Genomic DNA, 20,583 nt, shown 5'->3' with positions numbered 1-20,583 from the left:
GTAGAAAGCGCCACATAGGGTCGTGCGACACGATCCAGCCACATTTTCTGGGTCGTGCCGGCGCAGGATCGATAAGTTCTGTTTCCTGCGTTGTGAGCGACATCGAACTCGGTTTTGAAGAACCGGCCATTCGTTTCATTATGCCAGATAAAACTCCGGCACTATGAAGCGGGTAGAAACGTCAGGGAAGCCCACGAGAGCCATGACACAACCGACCGTTACGCGTCAGCGTCCTTTGTCGCCACATCTGTCGATTTATCGACCGAAAGTCACGATGACGATGTCCATCATCCATCGTATCACTGGTGGCGCGCTTTATTTCGGAACCCTTCTTCTCGCTGCATGGCTGATCGCTGCTGCAATCGGTGAAGATGCCTTCAACATGGTGAGCTGGGTTTTTAATTCCTGGATCGGCTATCTGGTGCTGTTTGGCTATACGTGGGCGCTGCTGCACCATCTGGCTGGCGGCATACGCCATTTCATCTGGGACATGGGCGCCGGACTTGAAAAGCACACGGCCAGCAGGATCGCATGGCTGACGCTGGCCTTCTCGCTGCCTGCGACGATCCTTGTCTGGGTTGTTGCCTTCGCGGTGCGCTGAAAGGAATTCTGACATGAGCGATATGCGTACGCCTCTCGGCAAGGTTCGCGGTCTGGGGTCAGCCAAGGAAGGCACCGGCCATTTCTGGTTTCAGCGTATGAGTGCTGTTGCACTCGTTCCGCTGGTTCTGTTTTTCATTGGTCTGATTATCTCGCTCAATGGCGCGAGCTATGCGGAAGTGAAGGCCGTTCTGGCGCATCCTTTCACGGCGCTCGTTATGGCGTTGTTCGTGCTGACCGGCGTTTACCACATGCGTCTTGGCATGCAGGTCATTATTGAAGATTACATTCACGGCGAAGGCCTGAAGGTCCTGCTGGTTATGCTCAACACCTTCTTCACGGTTGTTGTTGGCTTTGCCTGCGTTTACGCGATCCTCAAGCTGAGCTTCGGAGGTTGAGAGCCTGATGGCTAGTGCAGAAAACAATGCAGCCAATGCTGCAGGCGAAAAGTCCTATACGTTCGTCGATCATAAGTTCGATGTTGTCGTGGTTGGCGCCGGTGGCGCCGGACTTCGTGCAACGCTCGGTATGGCCGAACAGGGACTGAAGACGGCTTGCATCACCAAGGTTTTCCCGACGCGCTCCCACACGGTTGCGGCACAGGGTGGTATTGCAGCGTCGCTCAAGAATATGGGCCCGGATAGCTGGCAGTGGCACATGTACGACACCGTCAAGGGGTCGGACTGGCTGGGCGATACCGACGCCATGGAATATCTGGCGCGTGAAGCACCTGCTGCAGTCTATGAGCTGGAACATTATGGCGTTCCGTTCTCGCGTACCGAAGAGGGCAAGATCTATCAGCGCCCGTTCGGCGGTCACATGCAGAACTTCGGTGATGGTCCTCCGGTTCAGCGAACCTGTGCTGCTGCTGACCGTACCGGACACGCGATCCTGCACACGCTTTACGGCCAGTCGCTCAAGCACAATGCGCAGTTCTTCATCGAATATTTCGCACTTGATCTGATCATGACTGACGGCGTCTGCACGGGCGTTGTTGCCTGGAACCTCGACGACGGCACGATCCATCGCTTCTCCGCCAAGATGGTGGTTCTGGCAACGGGTGGTTATGGTCGTTCGTATTTCTCGGCAACCTCAGCGCACACCTGCACCGGCGACGGTGGCGGCATGGCGGCACGTGCTGGTCTTCCGCTTCAGGACATGGAATTCGTTCAGTTCCACCCAACCGGTATTTACGGCGCGGGCTGCCTGATCACAGAAGGCGCACGCGGCGAAGGCGGTTATCTCGTCAATTCTGAAGGTGAGCGCTTCATGGAGCGTTATGCGCCTTCTGCCAAGGACCTTGCTTCGCGTGACGTTGTCTCGCGCTGCATGACCATGGAAATCCGTGCTGGTCGCGGCGTTGGCAAGAACAAAGACCACATCTATCTGCATCTCGACCATCTCGATCCGGCTGTTCTGCATGAGCGTCTGCCGGGTATTTCCGAGTCGGCCAAGATTTTCGCAGGCGTTGATGTGACCAAAGAACCGATCCCGGTTCTGCCGACAGTTCACTACAATATGGGCGGCATTCCAACCAATTACTGGGGCGAAGTGCTCAACCCGACCTCAGAAGATCCAGACCGCGTACAGCCGGGCCTGATGGCCGTTGGTGAAGCAGGCTGCGCATCGGTGCATGGTGCCAACCGTCTTGGCTCCAACTCGCTGATCGATCTTGTGGTGTTTGGCCGTGCGGCTGCAATTCGCGCTGGTGAGGTTATCGATCGCGCAGCGAAGATCCCTGACATCAATGAAGCTGCCGTTGAAACGATCATGGAACGTTTCCATCGTCTTCGTTTTGCCAATGGGTCAATGCCGACCGCAGAACTGCGCGAGAAGATGCAGCGCACCATGCAGGAAGATGCTGCCGTGTTCCGCACGGATGAGTCGCTCAAGCAGGGCGTTCAGCGCATGTCGGCGATCTGGAAAGAACTGCCGGACATCAAGGTCAGCGATCGTTCGATGATCTGGAACTCCGATCTGGTTGAGACGCTGGAACTGGAAAACCTGATGGCAAACGCGATGGTGACGGTCGTTTCGGCTGAAGCCCGTCAGGAAAGCCGCGGTGCGCATGCACACGAGGATTTCCCGGACCGTAATGACGCTGAATGGCGTAAACACACCCTGTCATGGCTGTCGCCTAATGGTGATGTGAAGCTTGATTACCGCCCTGTTCATCTCGATCCGTTGACGACCGAGGACGAAGGCGGCATCAGCCTGGCCAAGATTGCGCCCAAGAAGCGCGTTTACTGATCGAGGGAATGAGCAATGGTTGAACTCGCACTTCCCAAAAACTCCCGTATGCAGGAAGGCAAGACCTGGCCGCGTCCAGATGGTGCCAAGAATGTAACGGAGTTCCGCATTTACCGCTGGTCGCCGGATGACGATGCGAATCCAAGCATCGACACCTATTACATCGACCGCGACGATTGCGGCCCGATGGTGCTCGACGGTCTTCTCTACATCAAGAACAAGATCGATCCGACACTGACGCTGCGCCGTTCATGCCGTGAAGGCATTTGCGGTTCCTGCGCGATGAATATCGATGGCGCAAACACCCTTGCCTGCACCAAGGGCATGGATGAGATCAAGGGTTCCATCAAGGTTTATCCGCTGCCGCATATGCCTGTGGTGAAGGACCTTGTGCCGGATCTGAGCAACTTCTACGCCCAGCACCGTTCGATCGAGCCCTGGCTCAAGACGGTTTCGCCTGAGCCGCAGAAGGAATGGCTGCAGAGCCACGAAGATCGTCAGAAGCTTGATGGTCTTTACGAGTGCATTCTCTGTGCTTGCTGCTCGACCTCGTGCCCAAGCTACTGGTGGAACGGTGACCGATATCTCGGTCCAGCTGTACTGCTTCAGGCCTATCGCTGGCTGATCGACAGCCGTGATGAAGCCAAGGGCGAGCGTCTCGACAATCTCGAAGATCCGTTCCGTCTCTATCGCTGCCACACGATCATGAACTGCGCGCAGACTTGCCCGAAGGGTCTCAACCCTGCCAAGGCAATTGCCGAGATTAAGAAGATGATGGTCGAGCGCCGCGTTTAGAACGTGCTGCATCGAAAGAACTTAAAGGGAGGCTCTGCCTCCCTTTTCTTTTGTCTCATTCATTGGCAGGGACTTGATCTTTGCTGTTTTGCCGATATCTGATCTAATCAGTGGAATTCACCGCTGCTTTGAAGGTCTTTCATGCTCGATCATATCGGTTTCAACATCTCCAGCATGCCTAAATCCCGTGCCTTCTACGATGCGGCCCTGGCGCCGTTGGGTATTACGCGGGCGATGGAATTCGGTGATTGGGTCGGTTATGGCCGTAACGGCAAGCCGGAATTCTGGATCGGCAAGCAAAAAGGCTCAAAGCTGGAAGGCGTGTTGCATGTGGCCTTTTCGGCAGGCACCCGATCAGAAGTTAACCGTTTCTATGAGGCAGCACTTGCTGCTGGTGGACGTGACAACGGTAAGCCCGGGCTGCGCGAGCATTATCATCCCGATTATTATGCAGCCTTTGTGATTGATCCCAACGGGCACAATATCGAGGCTGTGTGCCACTTGCCGGAATGAAAGTCATAGGAAGCAGATGCTGAACCTGGCTCGAACTTGAAGCCGTGACGGTTTGAAATTCCTAAATGCAAGCATCCCAGCAGGATCAAAAAACAGTCCGGTGAACTGATTTTCTTTGCGTGGATGCTGCGCTTTTTCAGCTTAAATATTTGCGGCTTATTGTGTCTGGGCTTTGAAATCAAAAACCAGTGCGCCATTTTTCTCCGCCAGTAGCGGGCCGACAAAGTCTTTGAATTTCTGATGGGCTGGATCGAAGAACTTCGGGTCGGTCACGATCGGTGTACCGACGTAGTAATTGCGATCACCTTCCGAGCAGAAAGTAACAACAAAGCCTTCCTGAAAGCCGTGGTCGGCCCCTTCACCACTGTTCTGTGCTCCCGCTTCGAGACGCAGGATATAAGGTTTTCCGTTTCTTTTGGCTACGGTTTTCAAGGCCAGAAAGCGGTTCCTTACTTCCTCGATTTGGGCTGGCGTAACCGACTTTCTGTATTTGAACAGTACGATATGTTGAACGGTTCCAGGCTTGTATCCGGGTGCTGTGAAGACTTCGGAGCCAATTTCCTGCTGTTCGGTTTTCAATATCTGTCCTACAATCTCTGGAGAATTAGATTGAGCAACAGATAAAGATGATCCCAATAAGACAGCGGAAAATACAGCAAAAGCTGATAATATATTTTGCATTTGAAATACCCGGAAATGAAATAAATAATTAAGACAAATAAAAAAGGAGGCCATTATGGCCTCCATATTTATAGAATCAAACGAGTTTTGCGTCCAGCGTTACTTCAATGGCACCAAGTGCCTTGGAAAGAGGACAGGACTCTTTGGCTTTCCTGGCAAGGCTCGCAAAGTCTTCTGCGGAAATGCCGGGTATGGTGGCGCTCAGTGTCAGTGCGCTGCGGGAGATTGCAAAGCCGCCTCCTGATGCGGGGCCGACCGTTACCGCAGCTGTGGCATCCAGCTTCTCAGGTGGCGTACCGTGTTCGGTCAGAAGGGCGGAAAGCTGCATCGCGAAACAGCCAGCATGTGCCGCTCCAAGCAGTTCTTCTGGATTGGTGCCAGCGCGACCGCTTTCGTCTTCAAAGCGGGCTTTGAAATCGTAAGGCAAGTCTTTCAATGCGCCGCTTTGCGTGTTGAGCGTGCCTTTGCCGTCCTTGAGTGTACCTTTCCAGACTGCCGTTGCTTTTCTGTCCATGGGAAGCTCCTCTGTTTGGGTTAACACCTCACATAGGGCGGCTTCCCATTGCTTCCAGTGCTACCTTCCTGTTTGAGTGTGTCGCCCAGGCAAGGGAAAGCATCAGCACCATAATTATGATCATGTTGAAGAAGAAGCGGTCATAGGGCATCGGGAAATAAACGAACTTTCCCAGAATTCCGATGAACATGGCGAAGACAATGCCATTGAGCCGCGGAATTGTCGTTTTGATTCCGGCCTTTGCCATTGCGGCCCAAGCAGCCAGCGATATCAAAAGGATTGAAGGCCAGCTTTCGAGATAAAGCGCCAGCATGACGCCGCGAACATAGGCCTTGATGAGGAGCAGAAGCGAGAAGTCCGGCTTGAAGCCGCTCATGGAATGCTGCATTTCGATGCAGGTGAAATAGAGATGGGCCCACCAGCCGGTATGTCCGGTATGGTTTGATATTATGAGCCCTAGGATGATGGATACTGCGAAGGCTGTGAGCAAAGGCAACTTGCGCCAGCCAAAAAGCACTGCAGTAATCAGCAGGGCAAAAATCATAATTATATTATCTGGCCTGATCGTGAAGGACAGGACAAGCAGGGCAGATGCGAGCCAGTCACGCTCTTTCATCACCGCAAATATTGCGACAAATGAAAATGCAGCGAGAACGATGTCTGGAAAGACCGCCGACGTCATCGGCCCAAATCCCGCCAGCAGGAGGGCAGGTCCAACCAGCAGCCCTGCTTGAAGAGCGTTATAATAGACAAGGATCGCGAGGATAATCAGTCCGGAAGCGGTGGCCGCTGCGAGACTGATGACATGTCCTCCCGCCACAAGCCCCGTATAGGGTTCGATCAGACGCAGCAATTGCACATAGCCAACCTTGACCCTGTACATGATCAGCTGCGATTTGAAATTATCGGGGCTTTCCCATTGAGCGCGGCGGTAATCGCCACCGTATTTCAGGGCGTTGATCTCGTTTTGTGAGGTCGCAGCCGCAACCTGTCGCCATGTCTCTTTATGAAGTGCCGCTGCATCAGGATATCGGTTCTCGATTGCGGTGGCGATATAGGGGATCATATCCCAGTTGTTGTCGGGTTTCGTGATTGAATAGATCACGGTGACAGCGATAGCGGCGAGAACGACCAAGGCGCCTGCAACTTTGGATAATCTGTGCAGGAGCTGCGTCGACAATAAGCCGTTCTGCATGCGGACGGCTTTGTCGATCAATCTGTCATCCGTATGCATATGCTCGCGAGTCCCCCGACGCTTAAGCTAGTGGCCTGATTTCGGCATTTGTATCCCTCGGTTACAGATGCCAGACAAATGTCGGATTCAAAAAGACCACCAGTACCCGCTTTTTTCTAGCAGACGTTGAAGCGGTTGCCATCGGGGAGAATGGAGTTATTCCCGAAAAGTGAGGACCTCTTTTGGTGAGGTTTTAGCTTTAGAGCGCCGACCTGATTGAAACAGATCGACCCTCGTTTCACTCCGGTCGGATTATGCTCTAAATCGCCTCACCCTGCAAAAGACGCGGTGTATCGCCTGAAAGTCCTGCTGCTTGCTTGATGAAGAAGGATTTGAGGCTTGGTACACGATCGACAAGGCCAAGGCCGATGTCGCGGATCGTACGAATAGCGGGATTGTCGTTGGAGAACAGCTTGGTCAGCACGTCGGTCGTGACGCCCATCTGCACCGTGTCGAAGCGGCGCCATGCTTGATAGCGTTCAAGGGCTGCAAAGGAACCGATGTCGAGACCCAGGCGGTCCGTTTCAACAATGACTTCGGCAATGGCTGCCGCATCACGGAAACCAAGGTTGAGGCCCTGACCGGCAATTGGGTGGATGCGGTGTGCAGCGTCACCCACAAGCGCAAAGCGCGGCTTCACGAATTCACGGGCGAGCGTCAGGCCAAGCGGAAAGGCGCGGCGCGGTCCTTCGACAGTCAGTGCGCCAAGGCGGTGGCCGAAACGCTGTTCGAGTTCTGCCTCGAAAATGAAATCATCTTCACGGATCAGACGTTCTGCATCTGCTCTGCGCTCTGTCCAGACGAGTGAGCTGCGATTGCCCGGGAGGGGTAGAATCGCGAAGGGGCCGGCTGGCAGAAAATGTTCATCGGCGCGACCACCGTGCGGACGTTCATGAGCAACGTTGCAGACGATGCCGGACTGGTCATAGTCCCAGTTGACCGTCTTGATGCCTGCAATGTCTCGCAGGCGCGATTTTGCGCCATCGGCGGCAATCAGCAGGCGAGTGGTAAGCGTCTCGCCATTTGCCAGTTTAACAGTCACGGATTCGGGGTTGGTTTCAAAATTCTCGACACTCATGCCTTCGATGAAGGTGATGCCGAGCTTATCTGCCTGTTTGTGCAGTGCTGTGTTGAGAACACGGTTTTCAACCATATGTGCGAAAGGCTCGCCTGGGTTCACATCGCCTGAGAAGGTGAGGAACACGGGGCGCACGGGATCGGACGTACGGGAATCAGTGACAACCATTTCGGTGATGGGCTGGGCTTCGGTGACGATTTCCTGCCAGCAGCCAAGCTTGTCGAGCATCCGGGACGCAGCGGCAGCAATGGATGATGCGCGCGGATCTTTTTTCCATGCGCCAGCTGGCGCGCCATCAATAACCGTCACAGAAAGATGCGGCGCCGCAGACTTCACAGCAACAGCAGTCACAAGGCCAACATAGCCTCCACCCGCTATAACCAGATCGTTCTTGTCCGTTGTTTTTTGCTTGGCTCCGGCAGACATCGCTTCTTCCTTTCGGATATTCTGATCAGCCTTCGGTGAAGCATATAAGGCTTTGACTTGACAGTTTCTCTTGTGCAGGCACAAACAGTTCACCGAGAATATATTGCCTATATAGGATTTCAGGAGACAGGCTGTCCATGTCAGATCACAAAAAGACTGGGTCCGATAACGAAAAGACTGGGTCCGATAATGAAAAACCGGGTGTATTGAAAAGCGCACAAACCGCTGCCATGCAACAGCTGCTGGTCACGCTTGATCTCGAAACGCTTGAAATGGATCTTTTCCGCGGTATCAGCCCGCAGGTCGGCTGGCAGCGCGTGTTCGGCGGGCAGGTGATCGGTCAGGCGCTGATTGCTGCACAGCGAACGGTTGAGCCGGATCGGCAGGTGCATTCATTGCACGCCTATTTTGTGCGTCCGGGCGATCCGGGAATCCCGATCATCTATGAGGTCGATCGTATTCGCGATGGTTCAAGCTTCAATACCCGCCGGGTGCTGGCAAAGCAGCATGGCAAGGCCATATTCATGCTTTCGGCATCGTTTCAGCTCGATGAGGGCGGTCTGGATCATCAGATTGACATGCCGAAAGATCTGCCGATGCCAGAGCAACTGGTGGGCGATCACGATCTGAAAGAAGAATATCTCCATCTGGCTCCCGCTGGTGTGCGCAAATACTGGGAACAGGAACGACCTATTGAAATCAAGCCGGTTTCGCTCAAGCACTATTTTTCGCGCGAAAAACTACCACCAAGCCAGCATGTCTGGGTGCGCGCGCGCGGCATCGTGCCTGACGATCGGGCGTTGCAGGCGGCAATCCTCGCTTATCTGTCTGATATGACGCTGCTCGATACATCACTTCATCCGCATGGGCGCACCATTTTCGATCGCGATTTGCAGGTGGCGAGCCTTGATCACGCTATGTGGTTTCATCGCCCTTGTCGGCTCGACGACTGGCTTTTGTACACGCAAGACACGCCAAGTGCTTCCGGCGCACGCGGCTTCAATCGCGGCGCGCTTTATACGCGTGACGGCCTTTTGATCGCGTCCGTTGCGCAGGAGGGGCTTATTCGTGTACATGAAAAAGATAAATGACTATATTTTAATCATTGATAAAAGGTGCGATTAAATTTTATGCATTTACGGTTCAGGCTGCCCTTACCTGAAAGGCAAAAGCTGAATCCGATGAATCACTTAGAGCTGTTTTTCTGTCATCAGAAAGCCGCTCAATTTTTTATGTCGATTTTTTTACGAACCGAGTGAGGCTCCAATTTTTATTGAAAAGCCCGCATTCTGGGCGAAAATGCGGCAACTGATACCGCATTTTTATCATATGCCGGGCATCGAATATCAGAAAAATTGCATTTTAGCGGAGCCGTCGGCGCAACTGGCACGATTTTTGTTTCTCTCAGTCTGAACCGGTCTTTTCAGCGCAGACGCGTTTGAAGCCGCCATTCGACGGAGATACTCGATGCTCATAACAGGAAGATTCAAGCAAACGGCTTTGGCCACCTTGCCAGCACTGCTCGTTCTTGCAGGCACTGCACTGGCACAGGATGCAGCCGCGCCCACCCCGACACCGACCCTTGATACCGGCGATACGGCCTGGATGCTGACTTCAACCGCGCTCGTGTTGATGATGACCATCCCGGGCCTGGCGCTGTTCTATGGCGGTATGGTGCGTAAGAAGAACGTACTTTCGACGGTCATGCAGAGCTTTGCCGTCACTTGCCTCATGTCGGTTTTGTGGATGGTCGCGGGCTATTCGCTGGCCTTCACAGATGGCGGCTCCATGAATGCTTATATTGGCGGTCTCTCCAAGGCATTCTTCTCCGGTGTGACGATGGACTCGCTCACGGGGACCATTCCGGAATATCTCTTCATTGTCTTCCAGATGACTTTTGCGATCATCACCCCGGCACTTATTGCTGGTTCGTTTGCTGAGCGCATGAAGTTTTCGTCCATGCTCGTCTTCCTGACGTTGTGGCTGTTTATCGTCTATATTCCGGTTGCTCACTGGGTATGGGGCGGCGGCTTCCTCGGTTCTGATGGTGTTCTCGACTTTGCCGGCGGTACAGTTGTTCACATCAACGCCGGTGTTGCAGGCCTCGTTGCAGCGCTCATCATTGGCAAGCGTGACGGTTACGGCCAGACCAACATGGCGCCGCATAACCTCGTTCTCTCGGTCATCGGCGCTGCTCTTCTGTGGGTAGGTTGGTTCGGCTTCAACGCGGGCTCGGCTGCTGGTGCAAACTCCCTTGCAGCTGTTGCCATGCTCAACACGCAGGTTGCGACCGCTGGTGCGGCTCTCGCCTGGATGTTTGCGGAATGGGCGATTGCCGGTAAGCCAAGTGTTCTTGGCATCATTTCGGGTGCTGTTGCAGGCCTGGTTGCGGTTACCCCTGCTGCTGGCTTCGTCAATCCAACGGGCGCTCTCATTCTGGGTGTTATCGCTGGTGCTGTCTGTTACGTTGCAGCGGTCAAGATCAAGCATGCGCTTGGCTATGACGACTCGCTCGATGCATTCGGCGTCCATGGCGTTGGCGGCTTTGTCGGTGCGATCCTGACCGGTGTCTTTGCGGATGCTACGATCAATGCGGCTGGCGAAGGCGCAACCGTTGGCAAGCAGTTCTTCGGCGCTGCGATCACTGTTGTCTACACGGCGGTCGCAACGGCAATCATCCTTTATGTGGTCAAGGCCGTCATGGGGCTGCGTCCAAGCAAGCAGGCCGAAATGGAAGGCCTCGATATCGCTTTGCACGGCGAGTCTGTTCAGTAGAACAGAGTTGTCTCAACAGGAAAAAGGCGCGGGAAACCGCGCCTTTTTCACTTCCATTTTTGTTCGCCCGCATTTCCCTCGTTATTTCTTTGTGTATGAGGATGCATGGTTAATGGGGAATTAACCATCGCACCATTAGGATCACCCCGATTCATTGCGCCCGCGGCTTAACAGCCAGACGGCAACAAAACATGGTTCGGGACAGGCTTTATGCGGCAAGGATATTCGCCCTCATACCCGCTGCGTGACGAGCGGATTTCGGAAGACAGGCTTAAACTGGCCAATATCTTCCGCAGGCAGTTTTATATCCTCTTTGGGCTGGGGTTGCTTTCGCTGACCGCTGCGGCTGTGGGTGCGCTTGCGACGTGGAATGTTGCCGATCCAAGCCTGAGCCACGCGACGGATAATCCCGTTACCAATGCGCTCGGCTATCCCGGTGCCGTATTCTCCGACCTCGCGATGCAGTTCTTCGGCCTTGCGAGTGTTCCGGTGCTGCTTCCTTTGGTTATCTGGTCACTTCTGCTCATGACACGCGGCGGCATAAGCCGGATCGCGAAGCGCAGCTTTGCATGGATGGGGGCCGCTTTGCTGTTTGCAGCCATTGCAAGCTGCTTTGCTGTGCCGGAAAGCTGGCCAATGCCTATCGGTCTTGGTGGCGTGTTTGGCGACATGATGCTGCGCTTTCCCGGGCTGTTTCTGGGGGCATTTCCGCAAGGTGCCATTGCATCTGGCATCGCACTGGTGCTTGCATTTCCTGCGTTGTGGCTTTGCCTGTTTGCGAGCGGGATTGTTGGTCGCCGTGCGGCGCTGGACGACGCCTCAGCTGCACGCGGTGCAACGGCTGAAGATGATTTTGCGGATAGTGACGATGAAGAAGATGACAGCTCATCGGGTGGTATTTCGCAGTATGTTGGCGCTCTGACACATACGATGCTCAGCGCATCAGCGACTTTCAAGCGGCTCACAGGCCTCAACCGTCGTAAACCGCGCGAAGACGAATATGGCGATATGCGCAGCGTGCGTCGCAGCGCTGAAACCCGCAACAGCGCGCGGCGTGATCCGGGCTTTAATGGCGCATCGTCTGCTGAACCGCCATTCGATACTGATCAGGATTTTGACGGCGATATGGAAGCCGCACCGCTTGCAGGCGAAGAATGGCATGATGCACCACCACAACGCGCTAAGGCACGCGTTGGTGAACGTGCGCCCGCACCAAAGAGCGGTGCACGTATTCAGCGCGAAGCACAGCCATCCTTCCTCAAAGAAGGCGGCGCGTTTGAAATGCCGTCTCTGCATTATCTGGCTGAACCCAAGCTGGTTCAGCGCGATTCATCGCTTTCCAAGGATGCGCTCGAGCAGAATGCGCGTCTGCTTGAAGGTGTGCTGGAAGATTTTGGCGTGCGCGGCGAGATCATCAACGTAAAGCCCGGTCCGGTAGTAACACTCTACGAACTTGAACCGGCACCCGGCATCAAATCATCGCGTGTGATTGGCCTGGCGGATGATATCGCTCGCTCAATGAGCGCGATTGCTGCCCGTGTGGCCGTTGTTCCCGGCCGTAATGTCATCGGCATTGAGCTGCCGAACCAGAAGCGTGAGATGGTTTACCTGCGCGAAATACTGGCAAGTCGTGACTTCGAGCAGTCGAAATCCAAGCTTGCACTTGCACTCGGCAAAACCATCAATGGCGAACCGGTGATTGCCGATATTGCCAAGATGCCGCATTTGCTGGTTGCTGGTACGACCGGCTCGGGTAAATCGGTCGCCATCAACACGATGATCCTGTCGCTGCTCTATCGTATGACGCCGCAGGAATGCCGTCTGATCATGATTGATCCGAAGATGCTGGAACTCTCCATCTATGATGGCATTCCGCACCTCCTGACACCGGTTGTTACCGATCCGAAGAAGGCCGTTGTTGCGCTCAAGTGGACTGTGCGCGAAATGGAAGATCGTTATCGCAAGATGTCCAAAGTGGGCGTCCGCAATATTGACGGCTTCAACCAGCGTGTTGGTCAGGCGCAGAAAAAGGGTGAGCAGATCGCCCGCACTGTGCAGACCGGCTTTGACCGCAACACGGGCGAAGCGATCTACGAAACCGAACAGCTCGATCTTGAGCCAATGCCATATATTGTCGTGATTATCGACGAAATGGCCGATCTGATGATGGTTGCAGGCAAGGACATCGAAGGCACGGTACAGCGTCTTGCGCAGATGGCACGTGCGGCTGGTATCCACGTCATAATGGCAACGCAGCGTCCTTCGGTGGATGTTATCACCGGCACGATCAAGGCCAACTTCCCGACCCGTATCTCGTTCCAGGTCACATCCAAGATCGACAGCCGCACCATTCTTGGCGAACAGGGGGCCGAGCAGTTGCTTGGTCAGGGCGACATGTTGTTCATGGCAGGCGGCGGACGCATCCAGCGTGTGCATGGTCCATTCGTCGGAGACGACGAAGTTGAACGGGTTGTCCAGCATCTGAAACTTCAGGGCGTGCCGGAATATCTCGATGCCATCACTGAAGATGATGACGAGGATGAAGGCGGTGGTCCGGCCGGAACCTCGAACCTCGAAAATTCCGACGATCCCTACGATCAAGCGGTTGCAGTCGTGTTGCGCGATAAGAAAGCTTCCACGTCTTACATCCAGCGCCGTCTTGGCATTGGTTATAATCGCGCCGCTTCAATTATCGAACGTATGGAAGAAGAAGGCATTGTGGGTCCCGCCAATCATGCGGGCAAGCGCGAAATACTGGTGCCAACCGGTGATGACGAATTTTAGGATTCAAATCTCATCGGTTTTCAGTTGCCACACTGGTGCCTAACTGCCGGATTATTTTAAGAAGATGATGAAAACAGAGAGTTTGCCGATGATGTTCTCCCGTATTTCCGCATTTGCGAAAGCCAGCCGCTTTGCAGCCGTACTCGGATTGGGAGCATTGTTTCTTGGCGTGGCAGCTCCGGCATTTGTACCGTCCATTGCTCAGGCGCAGGGTGCGGGAAGTGCCGCTGCGGCTCAAAAAATTGCCGATCACTTTTCATCCTTGCGTACGTTGACCGGTGAATTTGTGCAGTTCGGCCCCAAGGGTGAGCAGACTGGTGGCACTTTCTATCTGGAACGACCGGGCAAAATCCGCTTCAACTATGATAAATCTCCGATACGGGTGATTTCAGACGGCAATCAGGTTGTCATCAACAACCGCAAGCTCGACACCTGGGATATGTATGCGCTGGGCACCACGCCTTTGAAAATGCTGCTTGCTGATCGTATCGATCTTGGCGGCGGTCGTCTTCAGAGCGTCAAGCAGGACCCGGACATGACGACGCTTGTTGTAGGCGACAAGACAGCCTTTGGAAGCTCCAGAATTACCATGATGTTTGAGCCGAAGACCATGGATCTCAAGCAGTGGACCATCACCGATGCACAGGGCCTCGACACCACAATCATGGTGTTTAATGTGCGCAGCGGCGTTCGCTTCACCGATGATATGTTCAAGATCGATTATCAGCGCATCGCGATGAAGCGAAAAGGTCAGTAATCCTCCGGTTAATTGCGGCGGGATATTTGCATTTGTCGGATAAATCGTTAGGTTCGCGGCCATCTCAAAGCATTTCCAGCAAAAGTGCGAAGCGGTTTTGCGCCGGACAATGCGTAACAACAAATAGTTAGAGCGTCCGCGAGTCTTTTCCCATGACCTTTTCTGTTGCTACCTGGAACATCAATTCCGTTCGTCTGCGCATGCCGCTGGTCGAGCAGTTTCTGAGCGATTATCAGCCGGATGTTCTGTGTCTGCAGGAAACCAAATGCCCAGACGATCAGTTTCCCTCCAAGGGGTTCCGTGCGCTCGGCTATGAGCATATCGCGATCAGTGGTCAGAAGGGCTATCACGGCGTCGCAACCATTTCCAGGCGTCCGCTGAGTGGTGTCGAGAAAATCGGCTTTTGCGAGATGGGCGATTGTCGCCATCTCAGCGCCGTTGTGGAAGCCGGCAACAAGAAGCTTCGTATTCATAATTTCTATGTGCCAGCCGGTGGTGACGAACCCGATCCGGCAATCAACCCGAAATTTGCGCATAAGCTTGGTTTTCTTGAGGAAATGCGGGCCATCGTAGCCGATCGGCAGGATGGGCATTCGTCGGTTCTGGTTGGCGATCTCAATATCGCACCGCTCGAAAACGACGTCTGGTCGCATAAACAGCTTCTCAAGATTGTCAGCCACACGCCGATTGAGACGACAACCTTGGAAGACCTGCGTGTGAAAGGCGGCTGGAGCGATCTGATGCGTCAGGTCATTCCCGCTGACCAGAAAATTTATACGTGGTGGAGCTATCGCGCCAAGGATTGGGACGCCGCTGACCGTGGTCGCAGACTTGACCACATCTGGGGCTCTGCTGATCTCGAAGCTCATATGAAGGAGCTGCAAATTCTGCGTGATGCGCGCGGCTGGGAGCGTCCCTCCGACCATGTGCCGGTCATCGCGACGTTTGATCTGGATTAATCAGCTTCGTCAGCATATATAGAACCAAGTTCGAAAGAGGAGAGATGAGCAATGGATCGTACAGCACTGTTTCAGATGACCAGTGTTTTCAACGTTTCCAGGACTCTTCATGTCTTCTCTTCTTACACTTCAGGATGTTTCCTGCGTCACAGCTGATGGACGTAGTCTTTTTTCAGGTATCAATTTCAGCGTAACCGAAGGCCGTATCGGGCTTGTCGGGCGCAATGGCATTGGCAAATCCACGCTGCTGAAAATCATGAGCGGTGATCTGTTGCCTTTGAGCGGAACAGTCACGCGCAGTGGCCGGATTGGCGTGCTTCAGCAAAATATCGGCAGTGATAGTCAGCAGACACTGGCCGGTCTGTTTGGTGCGCGCGATGCTTTCGATATGCTTGCGCGTATTGAAGTGGGGCAGGGTGCTGATACCGATTTCGAGCAGGCAGACTGGCTTTTGCAGCATCGCTTTGATGAAGCCTTGCAGATGTTTGGGCTTGCGCTTGAGCCGCAAACATTGCTTTCCGCATTAAGCGGTGGGCAGCAGACGCGAGCAGCGCTTGCGGCACTTCTGTTTCAAGAGCCTGATCTCATTTTGCTGGATGAACCGACCAATAATCTGGATCGCGATGGTCGTCAGACTGTCGCTGACATGCTTGCGAAGTGGCAGGGCGCTGCCGTTGTTGTCAGCCATGATCGCGAATTGTTGCGGACCATGGATATGATCGCTGAGCTTTCACAAGGCACGTTGACGCTCTATGGCGGCAATTGGGATTTCTACCACGCGCGCAAGGAGCAGGAGCGGGAGGGGGCTATCCGCGATCTGGAGATTGCCCAACGTGATGTGAAACAGGTCAGGCTGAAGGCGCAGGAAGCCGCAGAACGGCAAGCAAAGAGCGATGCACGAGGGCGCAAGTCTCGTGCTGATGCAGGCATGAGCAAGCTGATGCTCGATGCCCGAGAGGATAGGGCACAGAAAACCGGTGGCCGCGGTGATGCACTTGCTGAACGCAATGCAGATCGTGCCCAAAGCCAGTTGCGCGAAGCCGAAGCGAAGGTCGAACGCGTGAAGCCCATGCGTTTCAATGTGGATGCATCGCTGTCGCCTTCAGGACGCGTGGTTCTGGAAATGCAGAATGTTTCGGGCGGACCGGTGTCTGAGCATCCGATCATTCGTGATTTCTCGCTGAAGATTGTCGGGCCCGAGCGCATCGTCATTCGCGGTGCGAACGGTTCGGGTAAAACCTCGCTTCTGCGCTTGATAACCGGTGATCTGCAACCAATTGCGGGAGAAATCAGGCGCTTCGTCCCAATTGCAATGTTCGACCAGCAGATGAGCCTGATTGATCGCGACGCGACGCTTTATGAGAACTTCCGTCGACTGAACAAGGGCGCAAGCAATAATGATGCACATGCAGCACTTGCACGCTTTTCATTTCGTGGTGAGAGCGCCTCGCGTCTTGCCGGAGGCTTAAGTGGTGGCGAGTTGTTACGTGCAGCTCTTGCCTGCGTTCTGGGAGGTACGCTTAAGCCGGAACTGCTGATTCTCGATGAGCCGACCAATCACCTTGATCTCGATTCCATTGAGGCGCTGGAAACTGCACTCAATGAATATGAGGGAGGGTTATTGCTGGTAAGCCACGATCAGGCGTTTCTCGACGCAATCGGCATTGAACGGCAGCTACAATTATAATTAGTCGTCGCTGCCAAGGCGCGGGGCGACTTTTTCAATGTCTCTGATCAATTGCAGCAGGTTTTGGCTGATGTGGGAATGCAGCGAGGCGGCGGCTTCCGGATATTCTTCCAGAATACGCCGGAAGATGGCGCGGCTGATGCGGATGACTTCCGTCTCCTCTTCAGCCATCGCCCCTGTAAGGCGCGTGGTTTGCGCAATGAGCGCCATTTCACCCAGCATCGCACCGGGGCCGACAGGGCGGATCGCGACCCGCCCTTCGTCTGCATCGTGAAACAGGGTAATGTTGCCGGACACGACAATATAGCCGCAGTCAGCACTTTGGCCTTCGCGGAAAAGCTCACGACCGGCACGCAGCACCAGTCGCTCTGCGCCAAAGGCGAGCAGACGCAACTGTTCGGGTGTGAATGACTCGAACAGGCCTACTGAGCCGAGAATGCGAATATCGTCATCGAGCGCCATAGCTTGTCATTACACCCGCATCAGGCGCTGTCCATCATGGGACAAGTTTGTATCCCCCGCTTTCTGTAACCAGAAGCGACGCATTTGACGGATCCTTCTCGATTTTCTGGCGCAGGCGGTAGACGTGGGTTTCCAGCGTGTGAGTCGTGACACCGGAATTGTAGCCCCAGACTTCCTCAAGCAGCACGTCGCGGCCAATGACTTTGTCACCCGCACGATAGAGATACTTGATGATCGCTGCTTCCTTTTCAGTCAGGCGAATCTTGCTGCCCTTTTCATCGAGAAGCAGTTTCTGACCGGGCTTGAATGTGTAAGGTCCGACGATGAAAGTCGCGTCTTCGCTCTGCTCATGCTGGCGCAGCTGCGCGCGGATACGAGCAAGGAGAACAGCAAACTTGAACGGCTTGGTGACATAATCATTCGCACCCGATTCAAGACCGAGGATTGTGTCTGATTCCGTATCGTGACCCGTCAGCATGATGATCGGGGCCTTGAAGCCGCCTTTGCGCAGAAGCTTTACCGCCTCGCGACCATCCATATCCGGCAGGCCGACATCCATGATCAGCAAATCGACGACGCCGTTGCGCGCGGTCTGGATGCCTTTCGTGGCATTGTCTTCCTGGAGAATCTGGAACTCTTCGCACAGCTCCAGCTGTTCGACGAGGATGGAACGGAGATCTTCGTCATCGTCCACAATCAGTATTGTACGACCTGTCATGCCTGTCCTCGTTACTCTTTGATTCAAATAGTTGTTCGTGTTTTATGACATTTAATGGCGATAAGTTGAAGCCGTGAAAAAACGCGAGAGCTTTTCGGGTATACCACCAAAAGTTTTCAAGCAGTCAGCATTTGAGGAGGCAGGCTTGACCAGAAATCAAAAAAGCCGCGGAATTGGCATCATCGATGTACGGGCAAAGCCCGGCCATAAGACGCGCGGCCTGCTTGCTGCTGGCAATTTGGTGCTGGAATGCGCGCTTGGCAAGGGGGGAATCAGTGCTTTCAAGCGCGAGGGCGACGGCGCGACGCCTCTTTCGTCCATGCGATTGCTCTATGGCTATCGCCGCGGCGATGCCGGCAGCCTGCCTTTGTCCCGCCTGCCGGTGAGACGCGTGCGCAAACTGGATGGCTGGTGCGATGCGCCAAATGACGCCAATTATAACCGTCCCGTCAATCTGCCCTTCAAAGCCAGCCATGAGAAGATGTGGCGCAATGACGATGTCTACGATGTCTGCATCGTCATGGACTGGAACATCAGCCTACGCAGACGTGGCTGCGGGAGTGCGATCTTCTTTCATCTCAGTCGTTCCGGTTTCAGCCCGACCGAGGGCTGTATAGCATTGAAGCGCGCCGACATGGCGCGCCTCTTGCCGCATTTGACCAATAGAACGGTGGTTCGCGTTCTGCGTTGATTAGTGCGTCGGCCCTGAAATCGTAATTGAGTTCAGGGCCAACGCGGATCTTGTCCGAAAGCCGTTTCAAACTTTATGGGATGCGCTCTAGTGTGCTGCCGCAGCTGCTGGCACGATTTTAACCTCGTTGCCCTCGGCATCGTAGAGCTTACCGTTCTGGATATAGTCGCCGTCATGCAGTTCTGCGATCTGATGGTGACGAATGATGCGCTCTGTGCCTTCCGCAAAAACTGACATCTGGTCTGAATTCCCACCTTTGAATTCGTTGAACATCAGGTTGAGTGCGATTGCCATCAAAGCGGCAGAGCTGATGCCAGAATGGAAAATGGTTTCAAACCAGGCCGGGAACTGATGGTAGAATTCTGGTGCTGCGATCGGGATCATGCCGAAGCCGATGGAAGTCGCCACAATGATCAGATTGATGTTGTTCTGATAATCGACCTTTGAAAGCGTACGGATGCCGCTTGCGGCGACCGTACCGAACAGCACGATACCGGCACCACCCAGCACCGCAGGCGGCACACAGGCAATCACGCGTCCCATCACAGGCAGAAGACCGAGCGTGATCAGAATGAGACCGCCTGTTGCCACCACATAACGGCTTTTCACACCGGTTACGGCCACAAGGCCAACATTCTGTGCGAATGCGCTTTGTGTGAAAGAGCCAACGACGGGTGCCAGAATGCTTGATGCCATATCGGCACGCAGGCCGTCGCCCAGGCGGCGGGAATCAACCTTGGTTTCCAGAATGTCGCCAACTGCCAGAATATCGGCAGAAGTTTCCACCAGCGTTACGATGATGACGATGAACATCGACAGTGTGGCAGCAATGCTGAAAATCGGCCATCCGAAATGGAAGATTTCAGGCAACGCCATCACCGGCCCTTCAGATACGCGGGAAAAGTCGGTCATACCCATCGCCCATGCAATCCCTGTACCAATGACCATGGCGAGCAGGATCGAAAGACGTGAAATCGTGGCATTACCGACCTTGCTCAGCAAAAGCACGATCAAAAGGGTGAGTCCGGCAAGGCCGATATTACCCATACTGCCGAAATCTGGCGCCTTGCTGTTCCCGCCCATTGCCCAGCGTGCGGCAACCGGCATCAATGTGAGGCCGATGGTCGTAATCACAATACCGGTGACAAGTGGTGGAAAGAACCGCGTGACGCGTGAAAATATCGGCGTGATGAGAAAGCCGATCAGGGATGCGGCCATCACCGCGCCGAGTATGAGCTGTATCCCGACCTCGCCCGTTTGAGCAGACGTGACGATGGCGACCATCGTGGCAACGCCTGCGAACGATACGCCCTGAACCAGTGGAAGCTGGCAACCGAAGAACGGAATGCCGATTGTTTGCAGAACGGTTGCGACGCCGCCCGCAAAAAGCGATGCAGTAATCAGCAGGCCGATCTCGCTGGGCGTCAGACCTGCTGCCTGACCGATGATGAGCGGTACCGCAACAATACCGCCATACATGGTCAGAACATGCTGAAAGCCATAAGCGAGATTGGCCGCAACAGATAGTTTTTCATCTTCGGGACGTGGACTGGCCACCATCCCGGTTGGGTGTGTATTCACGTTGATCCCTCCCGATGTCTCTCCTCAAAGACAGGGGGCGAGTATATCCCTCAGGGGGCGACTGACTGCATGGTTTTT

At 54.4% G+C, this 20,583-nt stretch carries 19 protein-coding genes; 12 read left to right on the top strand and 7 right to left on the bottom strand.

The genetic code is table 11. From position 1 onward, the window contains the following. Positions 1-202: 202 nt before the first annotated feature. The 5 genes from sdhC to CEV32_RS17550 all read left to right on the top strand — a co-directional run bounded on the left by sdhC (position 203) and on the right by CEV32_RS17550 (position 4,158). Positions 203-601 (top strand): succinate dehydrogenase, cytochrome b556 subunit, encoded by a 399-nt coding sequence (sdhC, locus tag CEV32_RS17570; protein ID WP_094578416.1) that lies wholly within the window; start codon positions 203-205, stop codon positions 599-601. Between the two features lie 13 nt (positions 602-614). Beyond that, positions 615-998 carry a succinate dehydrogenase, hydrophobic membrane anchor protein gene (gene sdhD / locus CEV32_RS17565; RefSeq protein WP_094578415.1) on the top strand — a complete coding sequence of 128 codons (384 nt, stop codon included), beginning with the start codon at positions 615-617 and terminating at the stop codon, positions 996-998. 7 nt (positions 999-1,005) lie between these two features. Then, on the top strand, positions 1,006-2,850 hold the full coding sequence (gene sdhA, locus CEV32_RS17560; protein ID WP_094578414.1) for a succinate dehydrogenase flavoprotein subunit: 1,845 nt from the start codon (positions 1,006-1,008) through the stop codon (positions 2,848-2,850). 15 nt (positions 2,851-2,865) lie between these two features. After that, positions 2,866-3,645, top strand: coding sequence for a succinate dehydrogenase iron-sulfur subunit (locus CEV32_RS17555; RefSeq protein WP_007872174.1), 780 nt, complete (start codon positions 2,866-2,868; stop codon positions 3,643-3,645). 141 nt (positions 3,646-3,786) lie between these two features. Next, positions 3,787-4,158, top strand: coding sequence for a VOC family protein (locus tag CEV32_RS17550; RefSeq protein ID WP_094578413.1), 372 nt, complete (start codon positions 3,787-3,789; stop codon positions 4,156-4,158). 156 nt (positions 4,159-4,314) lie between these two features. On the opposite strand, the gene CEV32_RS17545 is transcribed toward CEV32_RS17550, so the two are convergent. The 4 genes from CEV32_RS17545 to CEV32_RS17530 form a co-directional block, all read right to left on the bottom strand. Then, on the bottom strand, positions 4,315-4,893 hold the full coding sequence (locus CEV32_RS17545) for a Dabb family protein (RefSeq protein ID WP_235818846.1): 579 nt from the start codon (positions 4,891-4,893) through the stop codon (positions 4,315-4,317). 22 nt (positions 4,894-4,915) lie between these two features. Continuing rightward, on the bottom strand, positions 4,916-5,353 hold the full coding sequence (locus CEV32_RS17540; protein WP_094578412.1) for an OsmC family protein: 438 nt from the start codon (positions 5,351-5,353) through the stop codon (positions 4,916-4,918). Between the two features lie 28 nt (positions 5,354-5,381). Then, the gene (locus tag CEV32_RS17535) at positions 5,382-6,569 is read right to left on the bottom strand and encodes a hypothetical protein (protein ID WP_143128853.1); all 1,188 of its coding nucleotides are present in this window, start codon (positions 6,567-6,569) and stop codon (positions 5,382-5,384) included. Positions 6,570-6,846: 277 nt separating this feature from the next. Beyond that, positions 6,847-8,091 (bottom strand): ubiquinone biosynthesis hydroxylase, encoded by a 1,245-nt coding sequence (locus tag CEV32_RS17530; RefSeq protein WP_094578410.1) that lies wholly within the window; start codon positions 8,089-8,091, stop codon positions 6,847-6,849. A 137-nt stretch (positions 8,092-8,228) separates the two neighbouring features. Between CEV32_RS17530 and tesB the strand changes: the two genes are divergently transcribed. From tesB to CEV32_RS17500, 6 genes are all read left to right on the top strand, one after another. Continuing rightward, positions 8,229-9,182 carry an acyl-CoA thioesterase II gene (gene tesB / locus CEV32_RS17525; RefSeq protein ID WP_094578409.1) on the top strand — a complete coding sequence of 318 codons (954 nt, stop codon included), beginning with the start codon at positions 8,229-8,231 and terminating at the stop codon, positions 9,180-9,182. Between the two features lie 376 nt (positions 9,183-9,558). Further along, positions 9,559-10,866 (top strand): ammonium transporter, encoded by a 1,308-nt coding sequence (locus CEV32_RS17520; protein WP_094578408.1) that lies wholly within the window; start codon positions 9,559-9,561, stop codon positions 10,864-10,866. Between the two features lie 210 nt (positions 10,867-11,076). After that, positions 11,077-13,650, top strand: coding sequence for a DNA translocase FtsK (locus CEV32_RS17515; RefSeq protein ID WP_094578407.1), 2,574 nt, complete (start codon positions 11,077-11,079; stop codon positions 13,648-13,650). 88 nt (positions 13,651-13,738) lie between these two features. Next, positions 13,739-14,407: an outer membrane lipoprotein carrier protein LolA gene (locus CEV32_RS17510; protein WP_208620880.1), complete on the top strand. Its 669-nt coding sequence runs from the start codon at positions 13,739-13,741 to the stop codon at positions 14,405-14,407. Between the two features lie 152 nt (positions 14,408-14,559). After that, entirely contained in the window at positions 14,560-15,366 is an 807-nt protein-coding gene (gene xth / locus CEV32_RS17505) for an exodeoxyribonuclease III (protein ID WP_094578405.1), read from the top strand. Positions 15,367-15,475: 109 nt separating this feature from the next. Next, positions 15,476-17,053: an ABC-F family ATP-binding cassette domain-containing protein gene (locus CEV32_RS17500; protein WP_094578404.1), complete on the top strand. Its 1,578-nt coding sequence runs from the start codon at positions 15,476-15,478 to the stop codon at positions 17,051-17,053. Here the strand turns inward: CEV32_RS17500 and CEV32_RS17495 are convergent, their stop codons facing one another. Continuing rightward, positions 17,054-17,515 (bottom strand): cyclic nucleotide-binding domain-containing protein, encoded by a 462-nt coding sequence (locus tag CEV32_RS17495; protein WP_094578403.1) that lies wholly within the window; start codon positions 17,513-17,515, stop codon positions 17,054-17,056. It lies immediately after the preceding gene. Between the two features lie 34 nt (positions 17,516-17,549). Then, positions 17,550-18,233, bottom strand: coding sequence for a response regulator transcription factor (locus tag CEV32_RS17490; RefSeq protein WP_094578402.1), 684 nt, complete (start codon positions 18,231-18,233; stop codon positions 17,550-17,552). A 145-nt stretch (positions 18,234-18,378) separates the two neighbouring features. Between CEV32_RS17490 and CEV32_RS17485 the strand changes: the two genes are divergently transcribed. After that, positions 18,379-18,924, top strand: coding sequence for a L,D-transpeptidase family protein (locus CEV32_RS17485; protein ID WP_094579147.1), 546 nt, complete (start codon positions 18,379-18,381; stop codon positions 18,922-18,924). 87 nt (positions 18,925-19,011) lie between these two features. Here the strand turns inward: CEV32_RS17485 and CEV32_RS17480 are convergent, their stop codons facing one another. Next, positions 19,012-20,484 (bottom strand): nucleobase:cation symporter-2 family protein, encoded by a 1,473-nt coding sequence (locus CEV32_RS17480; protein ID WP_208620879.1) that lies wholly within the window; start codon positions 20,482-20,484, stop codon positions 19,012-19,014. Between the last annotated feature and the right edge of the window lie 99 nt (positions 20,485-20,583).

This window comes from Brucella rhizosphaerae (assembly GCF_002252475.1).
GTDB lineage: Bacteria > Pseudomonadota > Alphaproteobacteria > Rhizobiales > Rhizobiaceae > Brucella > Brucella rhizosphaerae.
This window is presented reverse-complemented; position numbering and strand designations above follow the sequence as displayed.

What these genes read in the sequence shown, in the direction of transcription:
- sdhC (WP_094578416.1), top strand. Translation starts at nt 203, where the DNA reads ATGACACAACCGACCGTTACGCGTCAGCGTCCTTTGTCGCCACATCTG.
- sdhD (WP_094578415.1), top strand. Translation starts at nt 615, where the DNA reads ATGAGCGATATGCGTACGCCTCTCGGCAAGGTTCGCGGTCTGGGGTCA.
- sdhA (WP_094578414.1), top strand. Translation starts at nt 1,006, where the DNA reads ATGGCTAGTGCAGAAAACAATGCAGCCAATGCTGCAGGCGAAAAGTCC.
- CEV32_RS17555 (WP_007872174.1), top strand. Translation starts at nt 2,866, where the DNA reads ATGGTTGAACTCGCACTTCCCAAAAACTCCCGTATGCAGGAAGGCAAG.
- CEV32_RS17550 (WP_094578413.1), top strand. Translation starts at nt 3,787, where the DNA reads ATGCTCGATCATATCGGTTTCAACATCTCCAGCATGCCTAAATCCCGT.
- CEV32_RS17545 (WP_235818846.1), bottom strand. Translation starts at nt 4,893, where the DNA reads ATGGCCTCCTTTTTTATTTGTCTTAATTATTTATTTCATTTCCGGGTA.
- CEV32_RS17540 (WP_094578412.1), bottom strand. Translation starts at nt 5,353, where the DNA reads ATGGACAGAAAAGCAACGGCAGTCTGGAAAGGTACACTCAAGGACGGC.
- CEV32_RS17530 (WP_094578410.1), bottom strand. Translation starts at nt 8,091, where the DNA reads ATGTCTGCCGGAGCCAAGCAAAAAACAACGGACAAGAACGATCTGGTT.
- tesB (WP_094578409.1), top strand. Translation starts at nt 8,229, where the DNA reads ATGTCAGATCACAAAAAGACTGGGTCCGATAACGAAAAGACTGGGTCC.
- CEV32_RS17520 (WP_094578408.1), top strand. Translation starts at nt 9,559, where the DNA reads ATGCTCATAACAGGAAGATTCAAGCAAACGGCTTTGGCCACCTTGCCA.
- CEV32_RS17515 (WP_094578407.1), top strand. Translation starts at nt 11,077, where the DNA reads ATGCGGCAAGGATATTCGCCCTCATACCCGCTGCGTGACGAGCGGATT.
- CEV32_RS17510 (WP_208620880.1), top strand. Translation starts at nt 13,739, where the DNA reads ATGATGTTCTCCCGTATTTCCGCATTTGCGAAAGCCAGCCGCTTTGCA.
- xth (WP_094578405.1), top strand. Translation starts at nt 14,560, where the DNA reads ATGACCTTTTCTGTTGCTACCTGGAACATCAATTCCGTTCGTCTGCGC.
- CEV32_RS17500 (WP_094578404.1), top strand. Translation starts at nt 15,476, where the DNA reads ATGTCTTCTCTTCTTACACTTCAGGATGTTTCCTGCGTCACAGCTGAT.
- CEV32_RS17495 (WP_094578403.1), bottom strand. Translation starts at nt 17,515, where the DNA reads ATGGCGCTCGATGACGATATTCGCATTCTCGGCTCAGTAGGCCTGTTC.
- CEV32_RS17490 (WP_094578402.1), bottom strand. Translation starts at nt 18,233, where the DNA reads ATGACAGGTCGTACAATACTGATTGTGGACGATGACGAAGATCTCCGT.
- CEV32_RS17480 (WP_208620879.1), bottom strand. Translation starts at nt 20,484, where the DNA reads ATGGTGGCCAGTCCACGTCCCGAAGATGAAAAACTATCTGTTGCGGCC.